19 protein-coding genes and 2 tRNA genes are annotated in these 21,296 nt (G+C 71.3%); 11 read left to right on the top strand and 10 right to left on the bottom strand.

Features of this window, described 5'->3' with window-relative positions; genetic code table 11:
• Both QUV83_RS02375 and QUV83_RS02370 read left to right on the top strand, forming a co-directional pair.
• Nucleotides 1-984 (top strand): ABC transporter permease, encoded by a 984-nt coding sequence (locus QUV83_RS02375; RefSeq protein ID WP_289562288.1) that lies wholly within the window; start codon nucleotides 1-3, stop codon nucleotides 982-984.
• A gap of 3 nt (nucleotides 985-987) precedes the next feature.
• Complete coding sequence (locus tag QUV83_RS02370; RefSeq protein ID WP_436231865.1) at nucleotides 988-2,055, top strand: ABC transporter permease; 1,068 nt, start codon at nucleotides 988-990, stop codon at nucleotides 2,053-2,055.
• Here QUV83_RS02370 and QUV83_RS02365 read toward each other — a convergent pair.
• A tRNA-Gly gene (locus QUV83_RS02365) sits at nucleotides 2,044-2,117 on the bottom strand. The two genes, QUV83_RS02370 and QUV83_RS02365, sit on opposite strands and share 12 nt — an antisense overlap.
• 126 nt (nucleotides 2,118-2,243) lie before the next feature.
• On the opposite strand from QUV83_RS02365, the gene QUV83_RS02360 reads away from it, so the two are divergent.
• A tRNA-Pro gene (locus tag QUV83_RS02360) sits at nucleotides 2,244-2,320 on the top strand.
• Between the two features lie 18 nt (nucleotides 2,321-2,338).
• Here the strand turns inward: QUV83_RS02360 and QUV83_RS02355 are convergent.
• Entirely contained in the window at nucleotides 2,339-3,526 is a 1,188-nt protein-coding gene (locus QUV83_RS02355; protein ID WP_289562286.1) for an IS481 family transposase, read from the bottom strand.
• Nucleotides 3,527-3,846: 320 nt separating this feature from the next.
• Here QUV83_RS02355 and tig point away from each other — a divergent pair, with 320 nt between their 5' ends.
• From tig to QUV83_RS02325, 6 genes are all read left to right on the top strand, one after another.
• Nucleotides 3,847-5,247 carry a trigger factor gene (gene tig / locus QUV83_RS02350; protein WP_289562754.1) on the top strand — a complete coding sequence of 467 codons (1,401 nt, stop codon included), beginning with the start codon at nucleotides 3,847-3,849 and terminating at the stop codon, nucleotides 5,245-5,247.
• Between the two features lie 202 nt (nucleotides 5,248-5,449).
• Nucleotides 5,450-6,073, top strand: coding sequence for an ATP-dependent Clp protease proteolytic subunit (locus QUV83_RS02345; RefSeq protein ID WP_289562284.1), 624 nt, complete (start codon nucleotides 5,450-5,452; stop codon nucleotides 6,071-6,073).
• Nucleotides 6,074-6,116: 43 nt separating this feature from the next.
• Nucleotides 6,117-6,818: an ATP-dependent Clp protease proteolytic subunit gene (locus QUV83_RS02340; protein ID WP_289562282.1), complete on the top strand. Its 702-nt coding sequence runs from the start codon at nucleotides 6,117-6,119 to the stop codon at nucleotides 6,816-6,818.
• A 191-nt stretch (nucleotides 6,819-7,009) separates the two neighbouring features.
• Nucleotides 7,010-8,296 carry an ATP-dependent Clp protease ATP-binding subunit ClpX gene (clpX, locus tag QUV83_RS02335; RefSeq protein WP_289562281.1) on the top strand — a complete coding sequence of 429 codons (1,287 nt, stop codon included), beginning with the start codon at nucleotides 7,010-7,012 and terminating at the stop codon, nucleotides 8,294-8,296.
• Nucleotides 8,297-8,342: 46 nt separating this feature from the next.
• On the top strand, nucleotides 8,343-8,660 hold the full coding sequence (locus QUV83_RS02330) for a chorismate mutase (RefSeq protein ID WP_289562280.1): 318 nt from the start codon (nucleotides 8,343-8,345) through the stop codon (nucleotides 8,658-8,660).
• 112 nt (nucleotides 8,661-8,772) lie between these two features.
• Nucleotides 8,773-9,969: a baeRF2 domain-containing protein gene (locus tag QUV83_RS02325; protein ID WP_289562279.1), complete on the top strand. Its 1,197-nt coding sequence runs from the start codon at nucleotides 8,773-8,775 to the stop codon at nucleotides 9,967-9,969.
• A 75-nt stretch (nucleotides 9,970-10,044) separates the two neighbouring features.
• On the opposite strand, the gene QUV83_RS02320 is transcribed toward QUV83_RS02325, so the two are convergent.
• The 7 genes from QUV83_RS02320 to QUV83_RS02290 form a co-directional block, all read right to left on the bottom strand.
• Nucleotides 10,045-11,895 carry an AMP-dependent synthetase/ligase gene (locus QUV83_RS02320; protein ID WP_289562278.1) on the bottom strand — a complete coding sequence of 617 codons (1,851 nt, stop codon included), beginning with the start codon at nucleotides 11,893-11,895 and terminating at the stop codon, nucleotides 10,045-10,047.
• A gap of 52 nt (nucleotides 11,896-11,947) precedes the next feature.
• Nucleotides 11,948-12,769, bottom strand: coding sequence for an amino acid ABC transporter ATP-binding protein (locus QUV83_RS02315; protein ID WP_289562277.1), 822 nt, complete (start codon nucleotides 12,767-12,769; stop codon nucleotides 11,948-11,950).
• Nucleotides 12,766-13,602 (bottom strand): amino acid ABC transporter permease, encoded by an 837-nt coding sequence (locus QUV83_RS02310; RefSeq protein WP_289562276.1) that lies wholly within the window; start codon nucleotides 13,600-13,602, stop codon nucleotides 12,766-12,768. The genes QUV83_RS02315 and QUV83_RS02310 overlap by 4 nt, the downstream gene beginning before the upstream one ends.
• 1 nt (nucleotide 13,603) lies before the next feature.
• Nucleotides 13,604-14,398, bottom strand: a complete 795-nt coding sequence (locus tag QUV83_RS02305) for an ABC transporter substrate-binding protein (RefSeq protein WP_289562275.1) — start codon at nucleotides 14,396-14,398, stop codon at nucleotides 13,604-13,606.
• Between the two features lie 174 nt (nucleotides 14,399-14,572).
• A complete protein-coding gene (gene valS, locus QUV83_RS02300; RefSeq protein WP_289562274.1) occupies nucleotides 14,573-17,275 on the bottom strand; it encodes a valine--tRNA ligase in 2,703 nt (900 codons plus the stop codon).
• A gap of 62 nt (nucleotides 17,276-17,337) precedes the next feature.
• Nucleotides 17,338-18,078, bottom strand: coding sequence for a DUF305 domain-containing protein (locus tag QUV83_RS02295; RefSeq protein ID WP_289562273.1), 741 nt, complete (start codon nucleotides 18,076-18,078; stop codon nucleotides 17,338-17,340).
• Nucleotides 18,075-18,731, bottom strand: coding sequence for a DUF3105 domain-containing protein (locus tag QUV83_RS02290; protein ID WP_289562272.1), 657 nt, complete (start codon nucleotides 18,729-18,731; stop codon nucleotides 18,075-18,077). Before QUV83_RS02290 ends, QUV83_RS02295 begins: the two co-directional genes overlap by 4 nt.
• Nucleotides 18,732-19,008: 277 nt before the next feature.
• Between QUV83_RS02290 and QUV83_RS02285 the strand changes: the two genes are divergently transcribed.
• Entirely contained in the window at nucleotides 19,009-20,010 is a 1,002-nt protein-coding gene (locus QUV83_RS02285; protein ID WP_289562271.1) for a TIGR03557 family F420-dependent LLM class oxidoreductase, read from the top strand.
• On the top strand, nucleotides 20,007-20,789 hold the full coding sequence (locus QUV83_RS02280; protein WP_289562270.1) for a coenzyme F420-0:L-glutamate ligase: 783 nt from the start codon (nucleotides 20,007-20,009) through the stop codon (nucleotides 20,787-20,789). The genes QUV83_RS02285 and QUV83_RS02280 overlap by 4 nt, the downstream gene beginning before the upstream one ends.
• Nucleotides 20,790-20,820: 31 nt before the next feature.
• Here the strand turns inward: QUV83_RS02280 and QUV83_RS02275 are convergent, their stop codons facing one another.
• A complete protein-coding gene (locus QUV83_RS02275) occupies nucleotides 20,821-21,252 on the bottom strand; it encodes a hypothetical protein (RefSeq protein ID WP_289562269.1) in 432 nt (143 codons plus the stop codon).
• Nucleotides 21,253-21,296: the final 44 nt, after the last annotated feature.

Here is a 21,296-nt window from a genome sequence, read left to right as displayed (position 1 = left end):
ATGCGATTCTTCCTGCGCCGCGCCGCCTTCTACCTGTTCACGGCCTGGGCGGCGATCACCATCAACTTCTTCCTGCCGCGCATGATGAAGGGCGACCCGGTCTCCGCGTACCTGCAGAAGAACCAGGGGAAGGTCAGCCCCGAGGCGATCGACTCGCTCCGCACCCTGTTCGGCCTCGACTCGGGCAAGTCGCTCGCGCAGCAGTACGCCGATTACTGGGGGCTGATCTTCAGCGGCGACCTGGGGCGCTCCTTCTCCAAGGGCCTGGCGCCCGTGACCGACGTCATCGCGACGGCCGTCCCGTGGACCGTCGGGCTCGTCGGCATCGCGACGGTCCTCAGCTTCTTCCTCGGCACGACGGCTGGGGCGGTCATCGGGTGGCGTCGCGGCAGCCGGGCCGACCTCGCCGTCCCCGTCGCGACGTTCTTCTCGACCGTCCCGTACTTCTGGATGGGCCTGATCGCCATCGCGGTGTTCTCGACCACGCTCGGGTGGTTCCCCGCCTCGCACGCCTATGACAAGAGCTCGCGACCCGGCTGGACGCTGGACTTCGTGGGCGACGTGATCACGCACGGCACGCTGCCCGCGCTGACGATCGTGGTCGCCTCGCTCGGCGGCTGGATCCTCGGGATGCGCAACATGATGGTCACCGTCCTCGACGAGGACTACGTGACAGTCGCCGAGGCCAAGGGGCTGAGCCCCCGGCGGGTGCTCGTGCACTACGCGGCGCGCAACGCCGTGCTCCCGCAGCTGTCGAGCTTCGCGCTGTCCCTCGGGTTCATCGTGGGCGGCACGCTCGTCATGGAGCTCGTCTTCTCCTACCCGGGCGTCGGCAAGCTCTTGCTCGACGCCACCACCGCGAAGGACTACCCGCTGATGCAGGGCGTGTTCCTGGTCATCACCCTCGCCGTCCTGATCGCGAACATCCTGGCGGACGTCGCGTACGCCGCCCTCGACCCGCGCACCCGACAGATGGAGGCCTGAGCCATGACGTTCACCGACGCCGCCCTGGCGGGGGAGGACCTGGCGCCCGCCGACGCGGCGCCCGCCCCCGGGAGCCCCTCCGGCCGCTCGCTCGGAGCCCGGCTCGGCCGCTCCTTCGCGATGTTCCGCAACGGCAAGTCCATCACCGGCCTGTGCATCCTGGGGTTCTTCTGCCTGCTGGCCGTCTTCGGCGACCTGATCGCCCCCTACGGCCCGCTCGACAAGGACTTCGCCGCGCTCAAGCAGCCCCCGTCATGGGACCACCTGCTCGGCACCACCCACATGGGCGAGGACGTGTTCAGCCAGATCGTCTACGGCGCGCGCGGCGTGCTGGTGGTGGGCTTCGCCTCCGGCGTCATCGCGACGGTGATCGCCGTCGCGATCGGGGTCACCGCGGGCTACGTGATCGGCTGGCGCAGCGAGTCGCTCTCGGCGCTGACCAACGTGTTCCTCGTGCTGCCCGGCCTGCCGCTGATGATCATCGTCGCCTCGCAGTACGACAACCCCAGCCTGTTGCTCATCTCCGGGGTGCTGGCCATCACCGGCTGGGCGTGGGGCGGGCGGGTGCTGCGCGCCCAGACCATGTCGCTGCGCAACCGCGACTTCGTGCAGGCCGCCCGCGCCAACGGCGAGCCGCTGCACCGCATCATCGCCGTCGAGATGCTGCCCAACCTCACGGCGATCATCGCCTCGAGCTTCGTGGGCACCGTCACCGCCGCCGTCCTGGGCCTGACCACGCTCGCGTTCATCGGCGTCATCCCCATCACCAACCTCAACTGGGGGACGATCCTGTTCTGGGCGCAGCAGAACGGCGCCTTCCCGGACTTCTGGTGGTGGTACGTCCCCGCCGGCCTGTGCATCGCGCTGCTCGGCATGGCGCTGTCCCTCATCAACTTCGGCATCGACGAGTACGTCAACCCGCGCCTGCGCTCCGCGGGCGAGCGGGCGCGCGCACTGCGCAAGAAGGGCATGAGGATGAGCAGTGGCGTGACGGCGGTGCGGACGGGCGCCAGCGCGGCGCCTGGCCAGCAAGAGCGCCACGTGGGGCGCGAGGACGGCTGGAGCGGGTGACGAGAATCGAACTCGCGTAGCCAGTTTGGAAGACTGGGGCTCTACCATTGAGCTACACCCGCGCGGCCGGCACGGAGCCGGACTGCGGGTCTAGGTTAGCGGCTCCGACAGGGTGGTCGTGCAGGCGCGCTGCCCTGGACGCGTGGCGCAGCGCTGAGCAGGCACTGCGCACTAGACTCTGCGGCGCACGGGATGTGGCGCAGGTTGGTAGCGCGTCCGCTTTGGGAGCGGAAGGTCGTGGGTTCGAATCCCGCCATCCCGACCAGTGTGATGTCGCAGGACATCAGCAACAAGCCGGACCCTCAGGGTCCGGCTTGTTGCGTTGTTGGGGTTGGTAGTCCTTGGTGGGGTCGATGGTGAGCTCGCGGAGGAGCTCTCCGGTGATGGCGTGCACGATGCGGACGTTGAGGTCGGCGATGAGCATGATCACGGGGGTTCGGGCGTGGGTCCGGCCGATGCCGATGTGGTGCAGGCGTCCCGCGATGCGCAGGGTGAGTTTGCCGTTGGTGTCGATGCGGTCGTGGCGGACGCGTTCGTGGGCGCCGGCGCGGCCGGTGGGGTAGGCCTTGGCTTTCGCGGCGTAGGCCGCCGCGGGGGTGCGCCGGGCGAGGGAGCTGTGGGGTCGGGCGGTGTTGTAGTGCTCGCGCCACTGGTCGAGGAGCTCTTGCAGCTCGGGGATCGTCGTGGCGGTGGGCCTGCCGGTCAGCCACTTCTTGAGGGTCTGCTGGACGCGTTCGACTTTTCCGCAGGTGGTGGGGTGGTTCGGGCGGGAGTTGCGTTGCTCGACGCCCAGGCGGGCTAGTTCGGACTCGAACCCGTTGCGTCCCCCGCGTCCGCCGGCCAGGCGGGTGGTGAAGACCATGCCGTTGTCGGACAAGACCGCGGCGGGGACGCCGTGGTCGCTGATCGCGGCCCGGAAGGTGGCCACGACGTCGGGTCCGCGGACCCGGTCGTGGGCGGTGCAGGCCAGCACGAGCCGGGAGTGGTCGTCGATGAACGTCAGGACCTCGGTGTCGGTGGCATCGGCGAGTCGGACGTGGGTGAAGTCGGTCTGCCAGAGCTGGTTGGGCAGGTCGGCCTCGAAGCGGATGTAGGCCGTGCGGGGGCGCTTCTTGGGTGCTGGCTCGATGAGCCCGGCGGCTTTGAGATGGCGCCAGATCGTGGCGGGTGCGATCTGGTGGCCGTGGTGGTGGGCCAGGTGCCAGGCGATGGTGTGCGCGCCGGCGTCCAGGCCTTCGCTGGCCAGTTGATGGCGTAGGGCGACGATCAGGTCGACGACCTCGGCCGGCGTCGTCGTCGGCGATGACAGCGGTCGCCGTGAGCGGGGCTCGAACGCCGCCTCGCCGACCTCGCGGTATCGGGCGACCAGACGACTCACCCATGCCCGAGACAGCCCGTAGTCACGAGCCACCTCGGCCTGTGAACGGCCCTCGAGCACGACAGCGGTGATGACCAGGCGAGCACGCGTCATCCCCAGACATCGACACCACCAGCGGTGTTGCCTATGTCCTGAGACATGCGTTGCCTATGTCATGAAACAGCACACCGCCATCCCGACCAGTCATGGTCGAATCTCGCCTCGATGGGCGCCTGCGTGGCCTGCGTCGACGCAGCGCGTGGCACCGTGGCGGCGCGGTGCCGTACGATCGATGGGCCGGTGCGCGCGTCCAGATTCCTTGCCCGCACGCGCCGCCGCGTGCCCTGCGAGTCGCGTTGACCGCCTTGAGGCCCGCGCCCGCGACCAGGCCGGAGACTCCGGCGCACCACCCCGAGCAGTTGGAGACCACTGAAGTGAAGAGCGCCGTCGAGAGCCTGGACGCCACCAAGGTCAAGCTGACCGTCGAGGTGTCGTACGACGAGCTCAAGCCGAGCATCGACCACGCCTACAAGCACATCGCCGAGCAGGTGAACGTGCCGGGCTTCCGCAAGGGCAAGATCCCCCCGCGGATCATCGACCAGCGCGTGGGTCGTGGCGCCGTGCTTGAGCACGCCATCAACGAGGGGCTCTCGGGCTTCTACGCCGAGGCGGTCCGCGACAACAAGCTGCGCCCGATGGGCCAGCCCGAGGTCGAGGTGACGAAGGTCCCCGAGCTCACCGACGCCGAGGGCGAGCTGCACTTCACCGCCGAGGTCGAGGTCCGCCCCGAGATCACGGTCCCCGAGCTGGACGGCATCACGCTGTCGGTCGACGACGTCGAGGTCACCGACGAGGACGTCACGGGCCGCCTGGACGCGCTGCGCGAGCGCTTCGGCACGCTGGTGGGCGTCGACACCCCCGCCGCCGAGGGCGACTTCGTGGTGCTGGACCTCGAGGCGAAGATCGATGGCGAGCAGGTCGACTCGGTCAGCGGCATCAGCTACCAGATCGGCTCGGGCAACATGCTCGAGGGCCTCGACGAGGCGCTGACGGGCCTGTCCGCCGGCGAGACCACGACGTTCGAGACGGCGCTGGCCGGTGGCGAGCGCGCGGGCGAGACCGCCCAGGTCACCGTGACGGCCACGACCGTCAAGCAGCGTGAGCTGCCCGACGCGGACGACGACTTCGCGCAGCTCGCGAGCGAGTTCGACACGCTGGACGAGCTCAAGGACGACCTGCGCGAGCAGGCCGCCCGCATCAAGGCCTCGAACCAGGCCGTGCAGGCCCGCGACCTGCTGCTCGAGCAGCTGCTCGCGGCCGTCGAGGTCCCGGTCCCGGCTGGCGTCATCGAGGCCGAGGTGACCCGTCACCTGGAGTCCGAGGGCCGCATGGAGGACGACGAGCACCGCGCCGAGGTCGCCGAGCAGGCCGCCACCGCGCTGCGCAACCAGATCCTCCTGGACACCCTCGCCGAGAAGCTCGAGATCAAGGTCAGCCAGAGCGAGCTGCTCGACTACCTGGTGAGCGCCTCGCGCCAGTACGGCATGGACCCGAACACGTTCATCCAGACGGTCGACCAGCAGGGCCAGATCCCCGCGATGGTCGGCGAGGTCGCGCGCTCCAAGGCCCTCGCGGTCGCGCTGCGCCAGGTCACGGTCAAGGACGCCTCGGGCGCCGAGGTCGACCTGTCGGAGTTCATCGGCTCGGACGAGGAGGACGCCGCGGCTGACGCCGCCGACGCCGCTGCCGAGGCCGCCGCCGCGACGGTGTCGGACGACGACGAGGGCGTCGTCTTCGACGACGAGGCCGAGGCGACGGACGAGCCCAAGGCCTGATCCACAGCTGAATCGGCGAAGGCCCCGCACCCCCATGGTGCGGGGCCTTCGCCGCGCCCGGGCGGCGGTGTGCGCCGTCAGCGAAAAGACGCCTCGGCGGGACGTTCGGGGCAGGTGCGCCGCGTTAGGGTCGCAGCACGTGCAGGGGCCAGGACTCGGGTGATCCGGGGTCCGGCCGACACAGTCTGACGAGGGAGCCTTCGTGAACGACCACACGCCGGGGATCGCCCGGGCCGACTCTGCGGGGCTCGGCCTCAACGACAGCATCTACAACCGGCTGCTGCGTGAACGCATCATCTGGCTCGGCACGGAGGTCCGCGACGAGAACGCGAACGCCATCTGCGCCCAGATGATGCTGCTGGCAGCCGAGGACCCTGAGAAGGACATCTGGCTGTACATCAACTCGCCCGGCGGCTCCATCACCGCGGGCATGGCGATCTACGACACCATGCAGTACATCGGCCCGGACGTCGCGACGATCGCGATGGGCATGGCCGCCTCGATGGGGCAGTTCCTGCTCTCGTCGGGCGCCAAGGGCAAGCGTTACGCCACGCCGCACGCCCGCGTGATGATGCACCAGCCGTCGGGCGGCATCAGCGGCACGGCCACGGATGTGCGGATCAACGCGCAGCTGATCATGCACATGAAGAAGACGCTCGCGGAGCTCACCGCCGAGCAGACGGGCAAGACGCCCGAGCAGATCAACTCCGACTCCGATCGTGACCGGTGGTTCACCGCGACCGAGGCGCTCGAGTACGGCTTCATCGACCACGTCGTCACCACATCCGGCGCCGTCACGGGCGGTGGTGGCACGGAGAGCTCCTGACCGGGCTGCCGACCGACCACCGCGAGACACGAGGAGAACCCCAGTGAGCATCGAGTCCCAGTTCATCGCCCGCGCCGGGCGTTTGAGCGGCTTCGGAGGCGCGGCGCCCGCGTCCCCGAGCAGCCGCTACGTGCTGCCCCAGTTCGAGGAGCGCACGGCCTACGGCTTCAAGCGCCAGGACCCCTACACCAAGCTCTTCGAGGACCGCATCGTGTTCCTCGGCGTGCAGGTGGACGACGCGTCCGCCGACGACGTGATGGCCCAGCTCCTGGTGCTGGAGAGCAGCGACCCGGACCGCGACATCACGCTGTACATCAACTCGCCCGGCGGCTCGTTCACCGCGCTCACGGCGATCTACGACACGATGCAGTACGTCAAGCCGCACATCATGACGGTCTGCCTGGGGCAGGCCGCCTCGGCCGCCGCCGTGCTGCTCGCGGCGGGGACGCCCGGCAAGCGCCTCGCGCTGCCGAACGCCCGCGTGCTCATCCACCAGCCGGCGATGGAGAACGGTGGCTACGCGCAGGCGTCCGACATCGAGATCCACGCCAACGAGCTGATCCGGATGCGGGAGTGGCTCGAGGAGACCCTCGCGCACCACACGAGCCGTCCGGTGGAGCAGATCCGCCAGGACATCGAGCGCGACAAGATCCTCACGGCGGCGCAGGCCCTCGAGTACGGCCTGATCGACCAGGTGCTGGCGTCCCGCAAGGGCGCCGTCGCCACCACCGTCGAGCCGTCCTGACCTGATCCCGGCCGGGCCCCCGCGCGGGGCCCGGCCGGGACATGTCGGGGGCGCTGCGGCCCGGCGGGCTGACATGGCGGCGTCCGTGGTGTGCAATGGTGGGAGCACGGTCAAGCGTCCAACTCGGGCGCGGGGCCGCGGATGACCGCACCGCCCGCCGGGCGGAGGCGACACGAGAGAAGGGGACGGACGTGGCTCGCATCGGGGACGGGGCCGATCTCCTCAAGTGCTCGTTCTGCGGCAAGTCCCAGAAGCAGGTCAAGAAGCTGATCGCGGGCCCTGGGGTCTACATCTGCGACGAGTGCATCGACCTGTGCAACGAGATCATCGAGGAGGAGCTCGCCGAGTCCACCGAGGTGGGCATGGTGGACCTGCCGAAGCCGAAGGAGATCTTCGCCTTCCTCGAGGAGTACATCGTCGGGCAGGAGCCCGCCAAGCGGTCCCTCGCCGTCGCGGTGTACAACCACTACAAGCGGATCCAGGCGGGCGAGCAGAACCGCGCCCCGGGCTCCGCCGGCGAGGACGCGATCGAGCTCGCGAAGTCGAACATCCTGCTGATCGGCCCCACGGGCTGCGGCAAGACGTACCTCGCGCAGACTCTCGCGAAGATGCTGAACGTCCCGTTCGCCATCGCGGACGCCACGGCGCTGACCGAGGCGGGCTACGTCGGCGAGGACGTCGAGAACATCCTGCTCAAGCTCATCCAGGCCGCCGACTACGACGTCAAGCGGGCCGAGACGGGCATCATCTACATCGACGAGGTCGACAAGATCGCCCGCAAGAGCGAGAACCCGTCGATCACGCGTGACGTCTCCGGCGAGGGCGTGCAGCAGGCGCTGCTGAAGATCCTCGAGGGGACCACGGCGTCGGTGCCGCCGCAGGGCGGGCGCAAGCACCCGCACCAGGAGTTCATCCAGATCGACACGACGAACGTGCTGTTCATCGTGGCCGGGGCCTTCGCGGGCCTGGAGGAGATCATCACCTCCCGCGCGGGCCGTCGGGGGATCGGCTTCGGGGCGCCGCTGCACTCCGCCGACGACATCGACGTGTACGACGAGGTCATGCCCGAGGACCTGCTGAAGTTCGGGCTGATCCCCGAGTTCATCGGACGCGTGCCCGTCATCACCACCGTCTCCCCGCTGGACCGGGGCGCGCTGGTGCGGATCCTCACCGAGCCGCGCAACGCGCTGGTCAAGCAGTACCAGCGCATGTTCGAGATCGACGGCGTCGAGCTGGAGTTCACCGACGACGCGGTCACGGCCATCGCGGACCAGGCGCTGCTGCGCGGCACGGGGGCTCGTGGGCTGCGGGCCATCATGGAAGAGGTCCTGCAGCAGGTGATGTTCGAGGTGCCGAGCCGCGACGACGTGGAACGTGTCGTCATCACGCGCGAGGTGGTGCTCGAGAACGTCAACCCGACGCTCGTCCCGCGCGAGGCGCCGAGCACCAAGCGGACGCCGCGCGAGAAGTCGGCCTGACGGCAGGGTCCCAGGCGGGCCCATCGCCCACGCCTAGGATCGACATGTGAACGACTCGACCCCCCACGAGCTGCCCCCCGAGCTGCTCCGGCTCCGCGGCAGCATCGACAACATCGACGCCGCGCTGGTCTACCTGCTTGCCGAGCGCTTCAAAGCGACGCAGCAGGTCGGAGTCCTGAAGGCCGCCCGCGGGCTGCCGCCGTCGGACCCGGGCCGGGAGGCCCGTCAGGTGGCCCGGCTGCGGGACCTGGCACATGAGGCCGACCTCGACCCCGTGTTCGCGGAGAAGTTCCTCGCGTTCATCGTCGAGGAGGTCATCCGGCACCACGAGGAGATCGCGAACGGGCCGGCAGGAGAGGACTGAACCGCCCCGGCGGGTGGCGGGCGCGCCACTTCTGGCAGAAGGTGGAGAGGTCAGCACCCGGCCGTGGAGGCCGCGGCCGGGTACATCCTCGACCCCCGGAGGCGCTGCTTCTATGGATCTGCAATGGCTCAAGCCCCTGCTCGGACGCCCGGCGCCGTTCACCACGGTGTACCTCGACTCGACAGCCGCGAACACCGCCGGTGGCACGGACTCCCTGGACAGGTGGCGGGCCTTGCGTCGCGACCTGGAGCAGCAGGGGGCGCCGATCTCGGTGATGGAGGACATCGGCGAGCTCGTCGCCCAGCCGACGGGTGTGCTGGGCTCCCATGGACGGGTCATCATCGCCGACGCCGAAGGGGTGGTGGTCGACAGGGTCCTGGCCGCGTCACCCGCCCAGTCGCAGGCGACGCTGGGACCCGTCCCGGTGCTGCTGCCCGCGGCGCAGGCGGGGGACGAGGGGACGCGGTTCCTGCTCGTCGAGGTCGACCGGCAGGGCGCGGAGTTGAGCTGGTCTGACTGGTCCGGCTTGAAGGTGGCCGAGTCCGAGGTCGTCGAGGGCGACCACGACGTGCTGCACAAGGTCCGGGAGGGCGGCGCGTCCCAACGGCGCATGGAGACCCGCGCGGAGGACTCCTGGGAGCGCAACGCGCAGTCGATCGCCGCCGAGCTGGACCGCCAGGTCAGTGAGCGCTCGCCGGAGCTGGTGCTGCTCACCGGCGACATCCGGGCGGTGGGGCTGGTGCGGGATGCCGTCGGCCACCATGTGCGCGAGCGGCTCGTGGTGGTGCCCGGCGGCTCGCGCGCGGACGGCGTGAACCAGGAGGCGTTCCGGGCGAACGTCGAGGAGACGCTGCGCGAGCACCGGGCCCGGCGCAAGGAGCGCATCCTCGAGCAGTACCGCATCGGGCACGGACGGGGCGAGGGGGCGGTGACCGCGCTGGCCGATGTCGTCGACGTCCTGCGGCGCGGGCAGGTTCAGGAGCTGCTCTTCGCGGCAGACTCGCTGCAGCCGGGATCGGTCCTGCGCGAGGCGCGGCTGTGGATCGACAAGGACCCGTTGGAGATCGCCGTGTCACGCGAGGAGCTCGAGTCGATGGGGGCGGGCGGCGACGCCGGGCTGGTCCCCGCCGATGTCGCGCTGGTGCGCGCTGCGGTGGCCCAGGACGCCGGCCTGACCTTCGCCGACAACGGCTCGGTGGAGCTCATGGACGGCGTGGGCGCGGTGCTGCGGTGGTCGGACGACTCCACGCCCAGCACGTCGGTGCCGAGCCAGTCCGCCGACACCAACCGGCTGCGCAGCGTCAGCTGACCGTCAACGCCAGACGCCGCCGTGCCCCGCAGGTCAGCGGGGCACGGCGGCGTCGGGTGGGAGGCTCGGCGGGGGTTAGCGGGAGCCGGGCTTGAGGCCCAGCGGACGCTTGCCCTCCTGCTCGGCGGGGGTGCGGTCATCGACGTACAGGCCCTCGATGTCCGCCGCGAACTCGCGGAGCACCACGCCGCGCTTCACCTTGAGCGAGGGGGTGAGGTACCCGTTGGCCTCGGTGAAGTCGAGCGTGAGGATGCGGACCTTGCGGATCGACTCGGCGCGGGACACCGCCGCGTTGGCCCGCTCGGCCGCGCGGTTGATCGCGGCGACGACCTGCGGGTGCGCCGCGGCCGCTGCGACGTCCATGGCGGGCAGCCCGTGGGACGCGAGCCAGCCGGAGAGCATGTCGGCGTCGAGGGTCACGAGGGCGCCGATGAACGGCTTCCCGTCGCCGACGACGACGACCTGGCTGACGAGGGGGTGGCCCCGCAGGCGGTCCTCGAGCACGGCGGGCGCGACGTTCTTGCCGCCGGCGGTCACGATGATCTCCTTGGACCGGCCCGTGATGCGCAGGTAGCCGTCCGCGTCGAGCGTGCCGATGTCGCCGGTGCGGAACCAGCCGTCGACGAGCGCCTCGGCGGTCGCCTCGGGGTTGTTGTGGTAGCCGCGGAAGACGTGCGGGCCCTTGACGAGGATCTGCCCGTCGTCATCGGTGCGCACCCACGTGCCGGCGAACGGCGGGCCCACGGTGCCGACCTTGAGCAGCTCCGGCGGATTCACGGTGGTGGGGGCTGTGGTCTCGGTGAGGCCGTAGCCCTCGAGCACCAGGACGCCGATGCCACGGTAGAAGTGGCCGAGGCGCTCGCCGAGCGGGGCCCCGCCGGAGATGGCGTACTGCAGGTTGCCGCCGAGCACCGTGCGGAGCTTGCGGTGCACCAGGGCCCCCGCCAGTGCCTGCTGGGCGCGCAGGACGACGCTGGGGCCGGCCGGGTCGTCCGCGGCGCGCGAGGAGGTGATCGCGACCTTGGCCGCCCACCGGAAGAGCTTGAGCCGGGCGCCCGAGCCGGCCTTCTGCTCGGCGGAGTTGTACACCTTCTCGAAGACGCGCGGCACGGCCAGCACGAAGGACGGCCGGAAGGCCGCCAGGTCGGCGATGAGGTTGCGGGTGTCGGGGGTGTGCCCGATCACCGCGCCGCTGGCGACGCACAGCACGGAGATGAAGCGCGCGAAGACGTGCGCGAGCGGCATGAACAGCAGCGTGCGGGCGCCGGGGACCGAGCAGATCTGCCCGAGGGAGCCGATGGCGGCGAGCACCAGCGACACGAAGTTCCCGTGGGTCAGCTCGACGCCCTTGGGGCGGCCGGTGGTCCCGGAGGTGTAGATGATCGTGGCGAGGTCGTCGCCAGTGGCCAGGGCCGTGCGGCGCGCGACCTCCTCGTCGGGCACGTCCGCGCCCTCGCGGATCAGCGCGCCGATACCGCCCTCGTCGATGACCAGCACGCCGTCCAGGCCGCCGACGCCCTGCTGCGCGACCGCGGCGTGCGCGGACGTCTCGACGACAGCGAGGCGGACCGACGCGTCGGAGAAGATCCAGCCCACCTGCTCCGCCGAGGACGTCTCGTACACCGGGACGACGACCCCGCCGGCCGCCCACACCGCGAAGTCGACCAGGCTCCACTCGTACCGGGTGCGCGACATGATCGCGACCTTGTCGCCGACCTCGATGCCCCGGGCGACGAGGCCCTTGGCGACGGCGGTGACCTCGGCGGCGAACGCCGCGGCCGTGACCGGCGTCCACGTGCCGCCGAGCCCGGTGGAGCGCTCGATCAGGGTGCCGTGGGGATCTTGCGCGGCGCGTCGGGCGAGCAGCGAGCTGATGCTCCACGCGGGGTCGATGTCGACCGGTGACGGGGTGTGGAACTCGGGCATGGCTGCTCCAGTGCTGTGAAATCTGACCCGACGACCTTAGTGCCGTCGGCGGTCAGTCGGCGCCAGTGGCCGTGCGCTGGTGCGTGGGATCGAGCACACGCTGCAGGAACGCGCGCGTGCGCTCCTCCTGCGGCGCGCTGATGACCTGGTCCGCGGGCCCCGACTCGACGATCACGCCGTCGTCCATGAAGACGACCCGGTCGCCGACCTCGCGGGCGAACGCCATCTCATGCGTGACCACGAGCATGGTCATGCCGCCCTCGGCGAGGTCGCGCATGACGCCCAGCACATCGCCGACCAGCTCGGGGTCCAGTGCGGAGGTCGGCTCGTCGAACAGCATGAGCTGGGGGTCCATGGACAGCGCGCGGGCGATCGCCACGCGCTGCTGCTGGCCGCCGGAGAGCTGTGCGGGCATGGCGTGGGCGCGGTCGGCCAGGCCCACCCGCTCGAGGTTCGCCAGGGCGATGCGCTCGGCCTCGGCGCGGGAGCGCTTGAGCACCCCGCGCTGGGCGATGGTGCAGTTGTCCAGGACGGTGCGGTGGGTGAACAGGTTGAACTGCTGGAACACCATGCCGACATGCGTGCGGACCAGGTCCAGGTCGACGTCGGGGTCGGTGACCTCGGCGCCCAGCACCTCGATGCGGCCGTCGGTGGGCTGCTCCAGCAGGTTCACGCAGCGCAGCAGCGTCGACTTCCCGGAGCCGGACGGCCCCACGATGCAGACGACCTCGCCGGCGCGGACCTCCAGGTCGATGCCGCGCAGCACCTCGCGCTCGCCGAAGGACTTGCGCAGCCCGGAGACGGTCACGATGGGCGCAGGCGCGGGCGAGGAGCCCGCCGGGGGAGCGGTGGGGGTGGCAGAGGCGGAGGTCATGCGCGGCGGCCCTTTCCGGAGCGGTTCTCGAGCCAGCGGGCCAGCAGCCCGAGCGGGATGGTCAGGCACAGGTAGCACGCGCCGACCACGAACAGCCCGGTGAGCCCGCCGGTGGCGCTGGTGAGCGCCTCGCGGCCGATCTTCGTCAGGTCGTACTGCGCGGCCGTCATGCCGAGCAGGAAGACCAGTGAGGTGTCCTTGGTGAGCAGGATGACCTCGTTGGTCATCGGGGGGAGCACGATGCGGAAGGCCTGCGGGATGACGACGACCGCCATCGTGCGGGCCTGCGACATGCCGAGCGACCGCGCGGCCTCGATCTGGCCCTTCGGGACCGCCTGGATCCCGGCGCGCAGGGTCTCGGCGATGTATGCGGCCGAGACCATGCCGAGCCCGATCGCGACCTTCGCGGTCAGCGAGCTGATCCGCACGTCGAACGCGATCGGGACGGCGAAGCCCACCGTGAGCACCACGAGCAGCGCGGGGATGCCGCGGAAGAACTCGATGTACAGCGTGGCGATCCACCGGTACACCCGCACGCTCGACAGCTTCATGAGCGCGAGCACGGTGCCCAGGCTGAGGCCGACGGCGAACGCGGCGATCGTGTAGACGATCGTGTTGCCCATCGCCTGCCCGAGGCTGGGGAGCATCTCCCGGGCGACCGTCGGGTTGAACATCGTCTCGCCGACGCGGTCCCAGTCGGCGGCGACCACCACGGCCGCGAGGACGACGAGCAGCACGGTGTACTGGATCGCCCGCGAGAGGCGCGCTCGGCGGCGCGGGCTCATCGTGCGCTGGCGGGAGCCCGGTCGCGCGAGCTGCTGCGTCGTCGTCATGTCAGCCCTCCGAGGAGGCGGTGCTGGGGGCGGTGCCGATGCGCGCGGTGTACAGCGCGTCGTACGTGCCGTCCTCGCGGATCCGGTCGAGGGTGGCGTTGACGGCGTCGAGGAGCGCGGTGCTGCCCGTCTTGACGCCGATGCCGTACTGCTCGCCCGTGGGGAACGTGGCCGCGACCTCGAGGTCGCCGGAGGCGTACGGGCCGAGCACGGCGATGTCGTTGACGACGGCGTCGACCTGGCCGGTCTCGAGGGCCTTGATCTGCAGGCCGAGCTCCTCGAACTGCACGACGGTCAGGCCGTTCTCCTCGGCCCAGGTCTCGCCGGTGGTCGCCTGCTGGACGGCGACGGTCTTGCCCGCGAGGCCGTCGACGCCGGTGATGCCGGAGTCCGCGGCCACGAGGAGGCCCTGGTCGGCGTCGAAGTACGGCTCGGAGAAGTCGAGCTTGGCCTCGCGCTCGGGCGTGATCGTCATGCCGGAGGTCACCAGGTCGCAGCTGCCGGTGTCGAGGTCCGTGCCGGACTGCATCGTCTCGAACGCGGAGACCTTCGTGACGAGCTCGACGCCCAGGTCCTTCGCGACCTCGTTGACGATGTCCATGTCGAGGCCGACGACCTCGCCGGAGTCGTCGGTGTACGCGAAGGGCTCGAACGGGGGGTTCACGCAGACGGTGAGCTGGCCCTCGGAGACGAGGGGCACCCCGCTGTCGGAGGTCGCCTGCTCACCCGACCCGCAGGCGGTCAGCGCGAGCAGGGCGGCGAGGCCCAGGGGGGCCAGGCGGGCGGCGGTGTTCATGGGGGTCCTCTCACGGCGGTGCAGTTCCTGCATGAGTATGCAGCAGGAACCGTATATATCCAAAGTCGGCGACGCGCAGGACCTCGGTCCCGCGCGCCTGCGATCTCCAGCCAGCACGAACGCTCCGCGCGCCGGCTGTGGTGGCCGGCTCGCGGAGCGTTCAGGGAGCGTGCGTCAGCGGTTCTTCGGCGGGGCCGGCAGGAGCTCGGCGTCACGCGCGACGACGGTCTCGCCGTCCTCGGCCACGAGGTCGAGCTCGCCGACGACCCGCCCGGCAGCCCGGACGTCGTCCAGGGCGGCCTGCACCCCGGCGGTCAGGGCGGGCGGCACCACGAGCGTGACCTGGGCGATCTCCGTGCGCATCGAGGCCTTCGCCTCCGACTTGACCTTGCGCAGCGCGGCCAGCGCGGCGCCCGCGGCGCCCACGACTGCCGGGTCGGCGTCGCCCGCCACCGCGCGCAGCGGCTCCGCGGACGGCCAAGGCGCGCGGTGCACCGAGCCCTCGCGCCACCACGACCAGACCTCCTCGGTCGCGAACGGCAGCACCGGCGCGAACAGCCGCAGCAGCGTGTCCAGCGCGATGCCGAGCGCCGCCCGGGCCGAGGCCGTCTCCGCGGAGACCTCGTCGTCGGAGGCCCCGCCCGCGTAGGCGCGGTCCTTGACGAGCTCCAGGTAGTCGTCGCAGAACGTCCAGAAGTACGTCTCGGCGAGCTCCAGGGCGCGCGTGTGGTCATAGGCGTCGAGGGCCGCCGTGGCGCGGTCCACGACCTCGGCCAGGCCGGCGAGCGCCGCCCGGTCCAGCGGCACTGTCACCAGCGCCGGGTCCAGCAGGCGGTCGCGCTGCTCCGGGGAGCCGAAGGACAGCACGAACTTGCTCGCGTTCAGCACCTTGATGGCCAGGCGGCGGCCGATCTTCATCTGGCCGACCTCGAAGGCCGCGTCGGTGCCCAGGCGCGCCGAGGCCGCCCAGTACCGCACGGCGTCCGAGCCGTGCTCCTCGAGCAGCCCCATCGGCGTGACGACGTTGCCCTTGGACTTGCTCATCTTCTTGCGGTCCGGGTCGAGGATCCAGCCGCTGATCGCAGCGTCCGACCACGGCAGCGAGCCATGCTCCAGGTGCGAGCGGACCACCGTGGAGAACAGCCACGTGCGGATGATGTCCTGGCCCTGCGGGCGCAGGTTCATCGGGAACACCCGGGCGAACAGGTCGGGGTCGGTGCGCCAGCCGCCCGCGATCTGCGGGGTCAGCGAGCTCGTGGCCCAGGTGTCCATGACATCCGGGTCGCCGATGAAGCCGCCGGGCACGCCGCGCTGCTCCTCGGTGTACCCCGCGGGCACGTCGCTCGCCGGGTCGACGGGCAGGGCGTCCTCGCTCGGCAGGAGCGGGCGGTCGTAGACGGGGTGGCCGTCCGCGTCCAGCGGGTACCAGACCGGGAACGGCACCCCGAAGAAGCGCTGGCGCGAGATCAGCCAGTCGCCGTTCAGGCCGCCGACCCAGTTCTCGTACCGCACGCCCATGAACTCGGGGTGGAAGTCCAGCTCCTCGCCCCGCTTGAGCAGTTCCTCGCGCAGCGCGACGTCGCGGCCGCCGTTGCGCAGGTACCACTGGCGCGACGTGACGATCTCGAGGGGCTTGTCGCCCTTCTCGAAGAAGTTCGCCTTGCGCTGCGTGGCCACCGGCTCGCCGTCCAGGTCGCCGCTCTCGCGCAGCGCGTCCACGATCACGGCGCGCGCCGAGAACGTCGTCTTGCCCGCGAGCTCCGACCACAGCGCCGGGGCGGCCGCCGAGGCGCCGTCCACCAGCCAGGCCGGGACCTCGCGCAGCAGGCGGCCGTCGCGGCCGATCACCGAGCGGGTCGGCAAGCGCAGCTCACGCCACCAGGTCACGTCGGTCAGATCGCCGAACGTGCAGCACATCGCGATGCCCGCGCCCTTGTCGGGCTCGGCGCCGGGGTGGGCCAGCACCGGGATCTCCACGCCGAACAGCGGGGAGCGGACCGTCGTGCCGAACAGGTGCTGGAAGCGCTCGTCATCGGGGTGCGCGATGAGCGCGACGACGGCGGGCAGCAGCTCGGGGCGGGTGGTCTCGATGTAGACCGGCTCGCCGGTGGAGCCGTCCTCGTTCACGCGGTGGAACGCCACCTTGTGGAAGGCGCCCGGGTAGTCGCGGGCCTCGAGCTCGGCCTGGGCCACTGCCGTCTGGAACGTCACGTCCCACAGGCCCGGCGCCTCGGCCTGGTACGCCTCGCCTCGCGACAGGTTGCGCAGGAATGCCTGCTGGGCCACCGCGCGGGCCTCGGCCGAGATCGTCTGGTAGTGGTGCGACCAGTCGACCGACAGGCCCAGGTGGCGCCACAGCGCCTCGAACTGGCGCTCGTCCTCGACGGTGAGCCGCTCGCACAGCTCGACGAAGTTCCTGCGGGAGATGGGCAGCTGCTCGGCGGCGCGGCCGCTCGTGCCCTCGCCGCCCACCTGCGGCGGCGTGAAGTCGGGGTCGTAGGGCAGCGACGGGTCGCAGCGCACCCCGAAGTAGTTCTGCACGCGACGCTCAGTGGGCAGGCCGTTGTCGTCCCAGCCCATCGGGTAGAACACCTCGCGCCCGCGCATGCGCTGGAAGCGCGCCACCACGTCGGTGTGCGTGTACGAGAAGACGTGGCCCACGTGCAGCGAGCCGGAGACCGTGGGCGGGGGCGTGTCGATCGAGTACACGGCCTCGCGCGGCTTCGTGCGGTCGAAGGAGTACGTGCCCTGCTCGTTCCAGGCGGCGTCCCAGCGCTGCTCGAGCCCGTCGAGCGAGACCTTGTCCGGTACCTGGTGGGCCGTGGTTCGCGGGGCGGTGGTCGCGTCGGGGGACTGGTCGGCACTCAGGTCGCTCATGGTGGACTATCTTCCCAGATCCCGGCGCCCGTCGGTGCACAGGTCCAGCGCCGGGCCGGCCGTCACCCGGGCAGCGGGCCGCCACGCGCGTCGAGCAGGTCCTGCAGCACTGTCAGCTCTTTGGTCTGCGCCGCGACGATGCCGGCGGCCAGGCGTCGGACCTCCGCCTGGCCCGCGCGATCGACGGCCGCCTGGGCCATCTCCACGCCGCCGACGTGGTGCGGGATCATCAACTGGAGGAACAGCCGCTCCGCGTCCACCCCGTCCGCGGCCTCCAGCCGGGCCAGGTCTGCCGCGGTGACCCAGCCGGGCATCGCCGCGTGGCCGGTGGGCGCGTCGTCGCCGGGCGCCGCCGCGGAGCCGCCGTGCGCGTGGTCGGCCGCCATCCACGCCATCGGCGCGTCCGCGCCGGCCTGCGGCAGGCCCCACATCTGCAGCCAGGCGTACATCTGGCCGATCTGCTGCTGCTGGCTGGTGAGCATGTCGAGTGCCACGGCCCGCAGCTCGTCGTCGGTGCTCCGGTCGCGCACCAGCACCGAGAGCTGCACGGCCTGGGCGTGGTGCACGGACATGTCGCGTGCGAACCCGGCGTCCACTGACGAGTCGCCCGCGGCCGTCAGCGCGGGCTGGCGCACCAGCGCGGACCCGATCAGCGCGCCCGCCACGAGCGCGAGCGTGACCAGGACGGCGATGACGGCGAGCGTGGCCGGGCCGAGCGGGCGCAGCGCAGAGGCCAGCGCCGAGCGGTGCTGGGCGGCGGGCTCCTCCTGGAGCGGGTCCGGGGCCTGCTGGGCGGTGCTCATGCCGGCGTGCCGACTCCGCTCGAGCACAGCGCGCCGACCTCGGGCAGCTCGGGGTTGAGCAGGTACTTGCGCACGAAGACGGGCAGGCGCTCGTCGTCGGCGCCGTCGAGCTCGAGCTGGTAGCCCCAGGACGAGGCGACCACGGGCGCGGAGAGGCCCTCATACGGGCTGACGATGACGTACGCGTTCTCGGACGAGTACTTCTCCAGGAGGGCCACCTGGTCCGCGGGCAGCGACGGGTCGTAGGTGAGCCACACGGCGCCGTGCTCGAGGGAGTGCACCGCGTTCTCATTGGGCACCGGTTCGGTGTAGACGCCGCAGTTCAGCCAGGCCGCCGCGTGGTCGCCGCCGGCCGGCGGGTCCTGTGCGTAGTCCACCACCGTGGTGACGTGGTTCGACGTGAGGCCCTCGCGGACGTCCGCGACGCCGTCGACCGGCTCGGCGGCCTTGGCCTCGACTGCCGCGTTCTTGCGGTTCTCGTTCACCAGGACCACGGAGGTGACACCGACGAGGCCGACCACGAGCGCGCCGGCGATCGACGAGATCAGCACGGTGCGCCGCCGCTCCTGCTTCTTCTGGCTCGCCTTGACGGCGGCCAGTGCCGCCTGCCGCTCGGCTGCCGCGGCCTTGTTCGTGCTCTTGCCAGCGCTCATCGTGTCGTCCCTCGTCGGGCTCACGGGGCGCCGCGAGCGGTGTCGTCTGGGCGGCCGTGCGGGCGTCCAGGAGCCGCGGCGGTGCGCGGACAGTGGGTCAACGGACGAGAGTACGTGAAAGTTCTACTATCTTGCGAGCCTTTGCGGAGAACTGGTCCGAAGGGCTCCGCCGACCACACCTTCCCCGCGCGCGGCGGGGTTAGTCTGCCGAGGAGCCCGGCGGTCGCCGCGCGATGGGCACGGCGAGGCCCGGACAGGACGACGAGAGGTGCGGCACGTGAGCGGGTTGACGGTCGGGTATGCGGCGGCGCTGGAGCAGTTCCACCCGACCGAGGTGGTGGAGCTCTCGGCCTACGCGGAGTCGCGTGGGTTCTCCGGGGTGATGGCCGCCGACCACTACCAGCCGTGGCTGCCCGCACAGGGCGAGGCCGCCTTCGTGTGGAACGTGCTCACGGCGCTGGGCGAGCGCACAGTCGGCGACATCGGCCCCGGGGTCACGGCCCCGACATTCCGGTGGCACCCCACGATGGTCGCGCAGGCCTCGGCGACGCTCGCCGCGATGTACCCCGGGCGGCACTGGCTCGGGCTCGGCTCCGGCGAGGCGCTCAACGAGCACGTCACAGCCCAGTACTGGCCCGAGGCCCCCGAGCGCATCAACCGGATGTTCGAGGCCATCGACATCATCAAGAAGCTGTTCGCGGCGTCGCTCGCGGGCAAGGACACCAAGCACTCGGGCACGTTCTACAAGCACGAGTCCACGCGCCTGTGGACCATGCCCGACGTCGCGCCGGAGATCCTCGTCGCCACCGCGGGGCCCGTCACGGCCAAGCGCGCCGGGCGGCACGCCGACGGCCTCATCACCGTCGGGGCGCCGCTGGAGAAGATCTCCGGGCTCTTCGCCAAGTTCGCCGAGGGCGCGCGCGAGTCGGGGCGCGACCCCGAGTCGATGCCCAAGGTGCTGCAGGTCCACCTGTCGTGGGCCGAGACCGACGAGCAGGCGATGGCCAACGCGATGACCGAGTGGCCCAACGGCGGCATGAAGTTCCCCAAGGCCGACATCCGCTCGCCCTTCGACTTCGAGCAGATGGCCAAGCTGGTGCGCCCCGAGGACTTCGAGGGCCGGATGGTCATCTCCGCCGACCCGGACGTGCACCGTGCCGCGATCCAGAAGTACGTGGACCTCGGCTTCGACCGCGTCTACCTGCACAACGTCGGCCGCAACCAGCGCGAGTGGATCGACGTGTTCGGTCGCGACGTGCTGCCGGCCCTGGTCCGATGAGCGAGGGGATGCGCGTCTGGGCGCTGGCGGGCATTCCCGAGGTGTCGCCCGGGGACGACGTGGTGGCGCTGATCGGCGCTTCGCTCGACGCCGGGTCGCCCGAGCAGCGCTTGCAGGAGGGCGATGTGCTGGTGGTGACCAGCAAGATCGTCTCGAAGGCCGAGGGGCGCATCGTGGCCGCTGCCGACCGCGAGCAGGCGATCACCGACGAGACGGTCCGCGTGGTCGCCACCCGCGAGCACGCCGGCGGGGTGACTCGGATCGTCGAGAACCGGCTCGGCCTGGTGATGGCCGCCGCCGGCGTCGACTCCAGCAACACCGCCGAGGGCACCGTCTTGCTGCTTCCGCTCGACCCGGACGCCTCGGCCAGGGCCCTGCGCCACGGATTGCAGCGGCGCTACGGCGTGCGGATCGGCGTGATCCTCAGCGACACCGCCGGGCGGCCGTGGCGGCTCGGACAGACCGACCTGGCGATCGGGGCCGCCGGGGTGGCGGTGCTCGAGGACCTGCGCGGCACGCTCGACTCCCACGGGCGCGCGCTGCAGGTCAGCCAGGCCGCCGTGGCCGACGAGATCGCGGCGGCCGCCGAGCTGGTCAAGGGCAAGGCGGATGGGCGGCCGGTGGCGCTCGTGCGCGGGCTCGGCCGCCACGTCACCCAGGACGACGGCCCGGGGGCGCGCAGCCTGGTGCGCACCGGGCCCGACGACATGTTCGCGCGCGGCAGCGCCGAGGCGTACGCGGACGGCTGGAAGGACGCCACGGCCGGCGACGCGCCGTAGGCGGCGGCTACGCCGCTGCCCCACGCATCGGCTATGCCGCGGTGATCGACTCGCTAGCCGCGATGATCGCCGAGGCGAGCCCCGTGCCGAACGCGACGAGCAGGAACGTCGCGCCGACGATCGCCACGACGGCGCCCGCCGTCACGCGTCCTGTCTGCCGGGGAGTGACATCCGTGGGGTCGTTCCGGTTCGCCCAGACCGTGCCATCGAACTCGTAGGAGGCCCCGGGGGCGTAGACGAAGAACATCTTCATCCGCGCGACCAGGGGAGAGCCGTCAGGCGCCGGGTACTCCACGACGACGACGCTGGAGCCCCACCACGGGCGGTGCAGCAGCCGGGCGGGCAGACGCACCCGGTCGACGCGGCGGGCCGCGCCCACCTGGCGCAGCCCGACGGTGAGGAGCACCACAGCCACCGCGAGGCTGGCGACGGCGGCGAGGAGAAAGGACGTGGGGGCGGACATGCGGGGGCCTTCCGTCGCCGGCGCGGAGCCCCGACCCTAGAGGC

The sequence above is a fragment of the Cellulomonas cellasea genome (genome assembly GCF_030372105.1).
In the GTDB taxonomy this organism is placed as follows: Bacteria; Actinomycetota; Actinomycetes; order Actinomycetales; family Cellulomonadaceae; genus Cellulomonas_A; species Cellulomonas_A cellasea_A.
This window is presented reverse-complemented; position numbering and strand designations above follow the sequence as displayed.

Bases quoted from the DNA above. Each gene is read 5' to 3' on its own strand.
- QUV83_RS02370 (WP_436231865.1), top strand. From the start codon at position 988: ATGACGTTCACCGACGCCGCCCTGGCGGGGGAGGACCTGGCGCCCGCC.
- QUV83_RS02320 (WP_289562278.1), bottom strand. From the start codon at position 11,895: ATGCCCGAGTTCCACACCCCGTCACCGGTCGACATCGACCCCGCGTGG.
- valS (WP_289562274.1), bottom strand. From the start codon at position 17,275: ATGAGCGACCTGAGTGCCGACCAGTCCCCCGACGCGACCACCGCCCCG.
- QUV83_RS02305 (WP_289562275.1), bottom strand. From the start codon at position 14,398: ATGAACACCGCCGCCCGCCTGGCCCCCCTGGGCCTCGCCGCCCTGCTC.
- QUV83_RS02275 (WP_289562269.1), bottom strand. From the start codon at position 21,252: ATGTCCGCCCCCACGTCCTTTCTCCTCGCCGCCGTCGCCAGCCTCGCG.
- QUV83_RS02325 (WP_289562279.1), top strand. From the start codon at position 8,773: ATGGATCTGCAATGGCTCAAGCCCCTGCTCGGACGCCCGGCGCCGTTC.
- QUV83_RS02315 (WP_289562277.1), bottom strand. From the start codon at position 12,769: ATGACCTCCGCCTCTGCCACCCCCACCGCTCCCCCGGCGGGCTCCTCG.
- QUV83_RS02290 (WP_289562272.1), bottom strand. From the start codon at position 18,731: ATGAGCGCTGGCAAGAGCACGAACAAGGCCGCGGCAGCCGAGCGGCAG.
- QUV83_RS02280 (WP_289562270.1), top strand. From the start codon at position 20,007: ATGAGCGAGGGGATGCGCGTCTGGGCGCTGGCGGGCATTCCCGAGGTG.
- QUV83_RS02310 (WP_289562276.1), bottom strand. From the start codon at position 13,602: ATGACGACGACGCAGCAGCTCGCGCGACCGGGCTCCCGCCAGCGCACG.
- QUV83_RS02355 (WP_289562286.1), bottom strand. From the start codon at position 3,526: ATGACGCGTGCTCGCCTGGTCATCACCGCTGTCGTGCTCGAGGGCCGT.
- QUV83_RS02375 (WP_289562288.1), top strand. From the start codon at position 1: ATGCGATTCTTCCTGCGCCGCGCCGCCTTCTACCTGTTCACGGCCTGG.
- QUV83_RS02295 (WP_289562273.1), bottom strand. From the start codon at position 18,078: ATGAGCACCGCCCAGCAGGCCCCGGACCCGCTCCAGGAGGAGCCCGCC.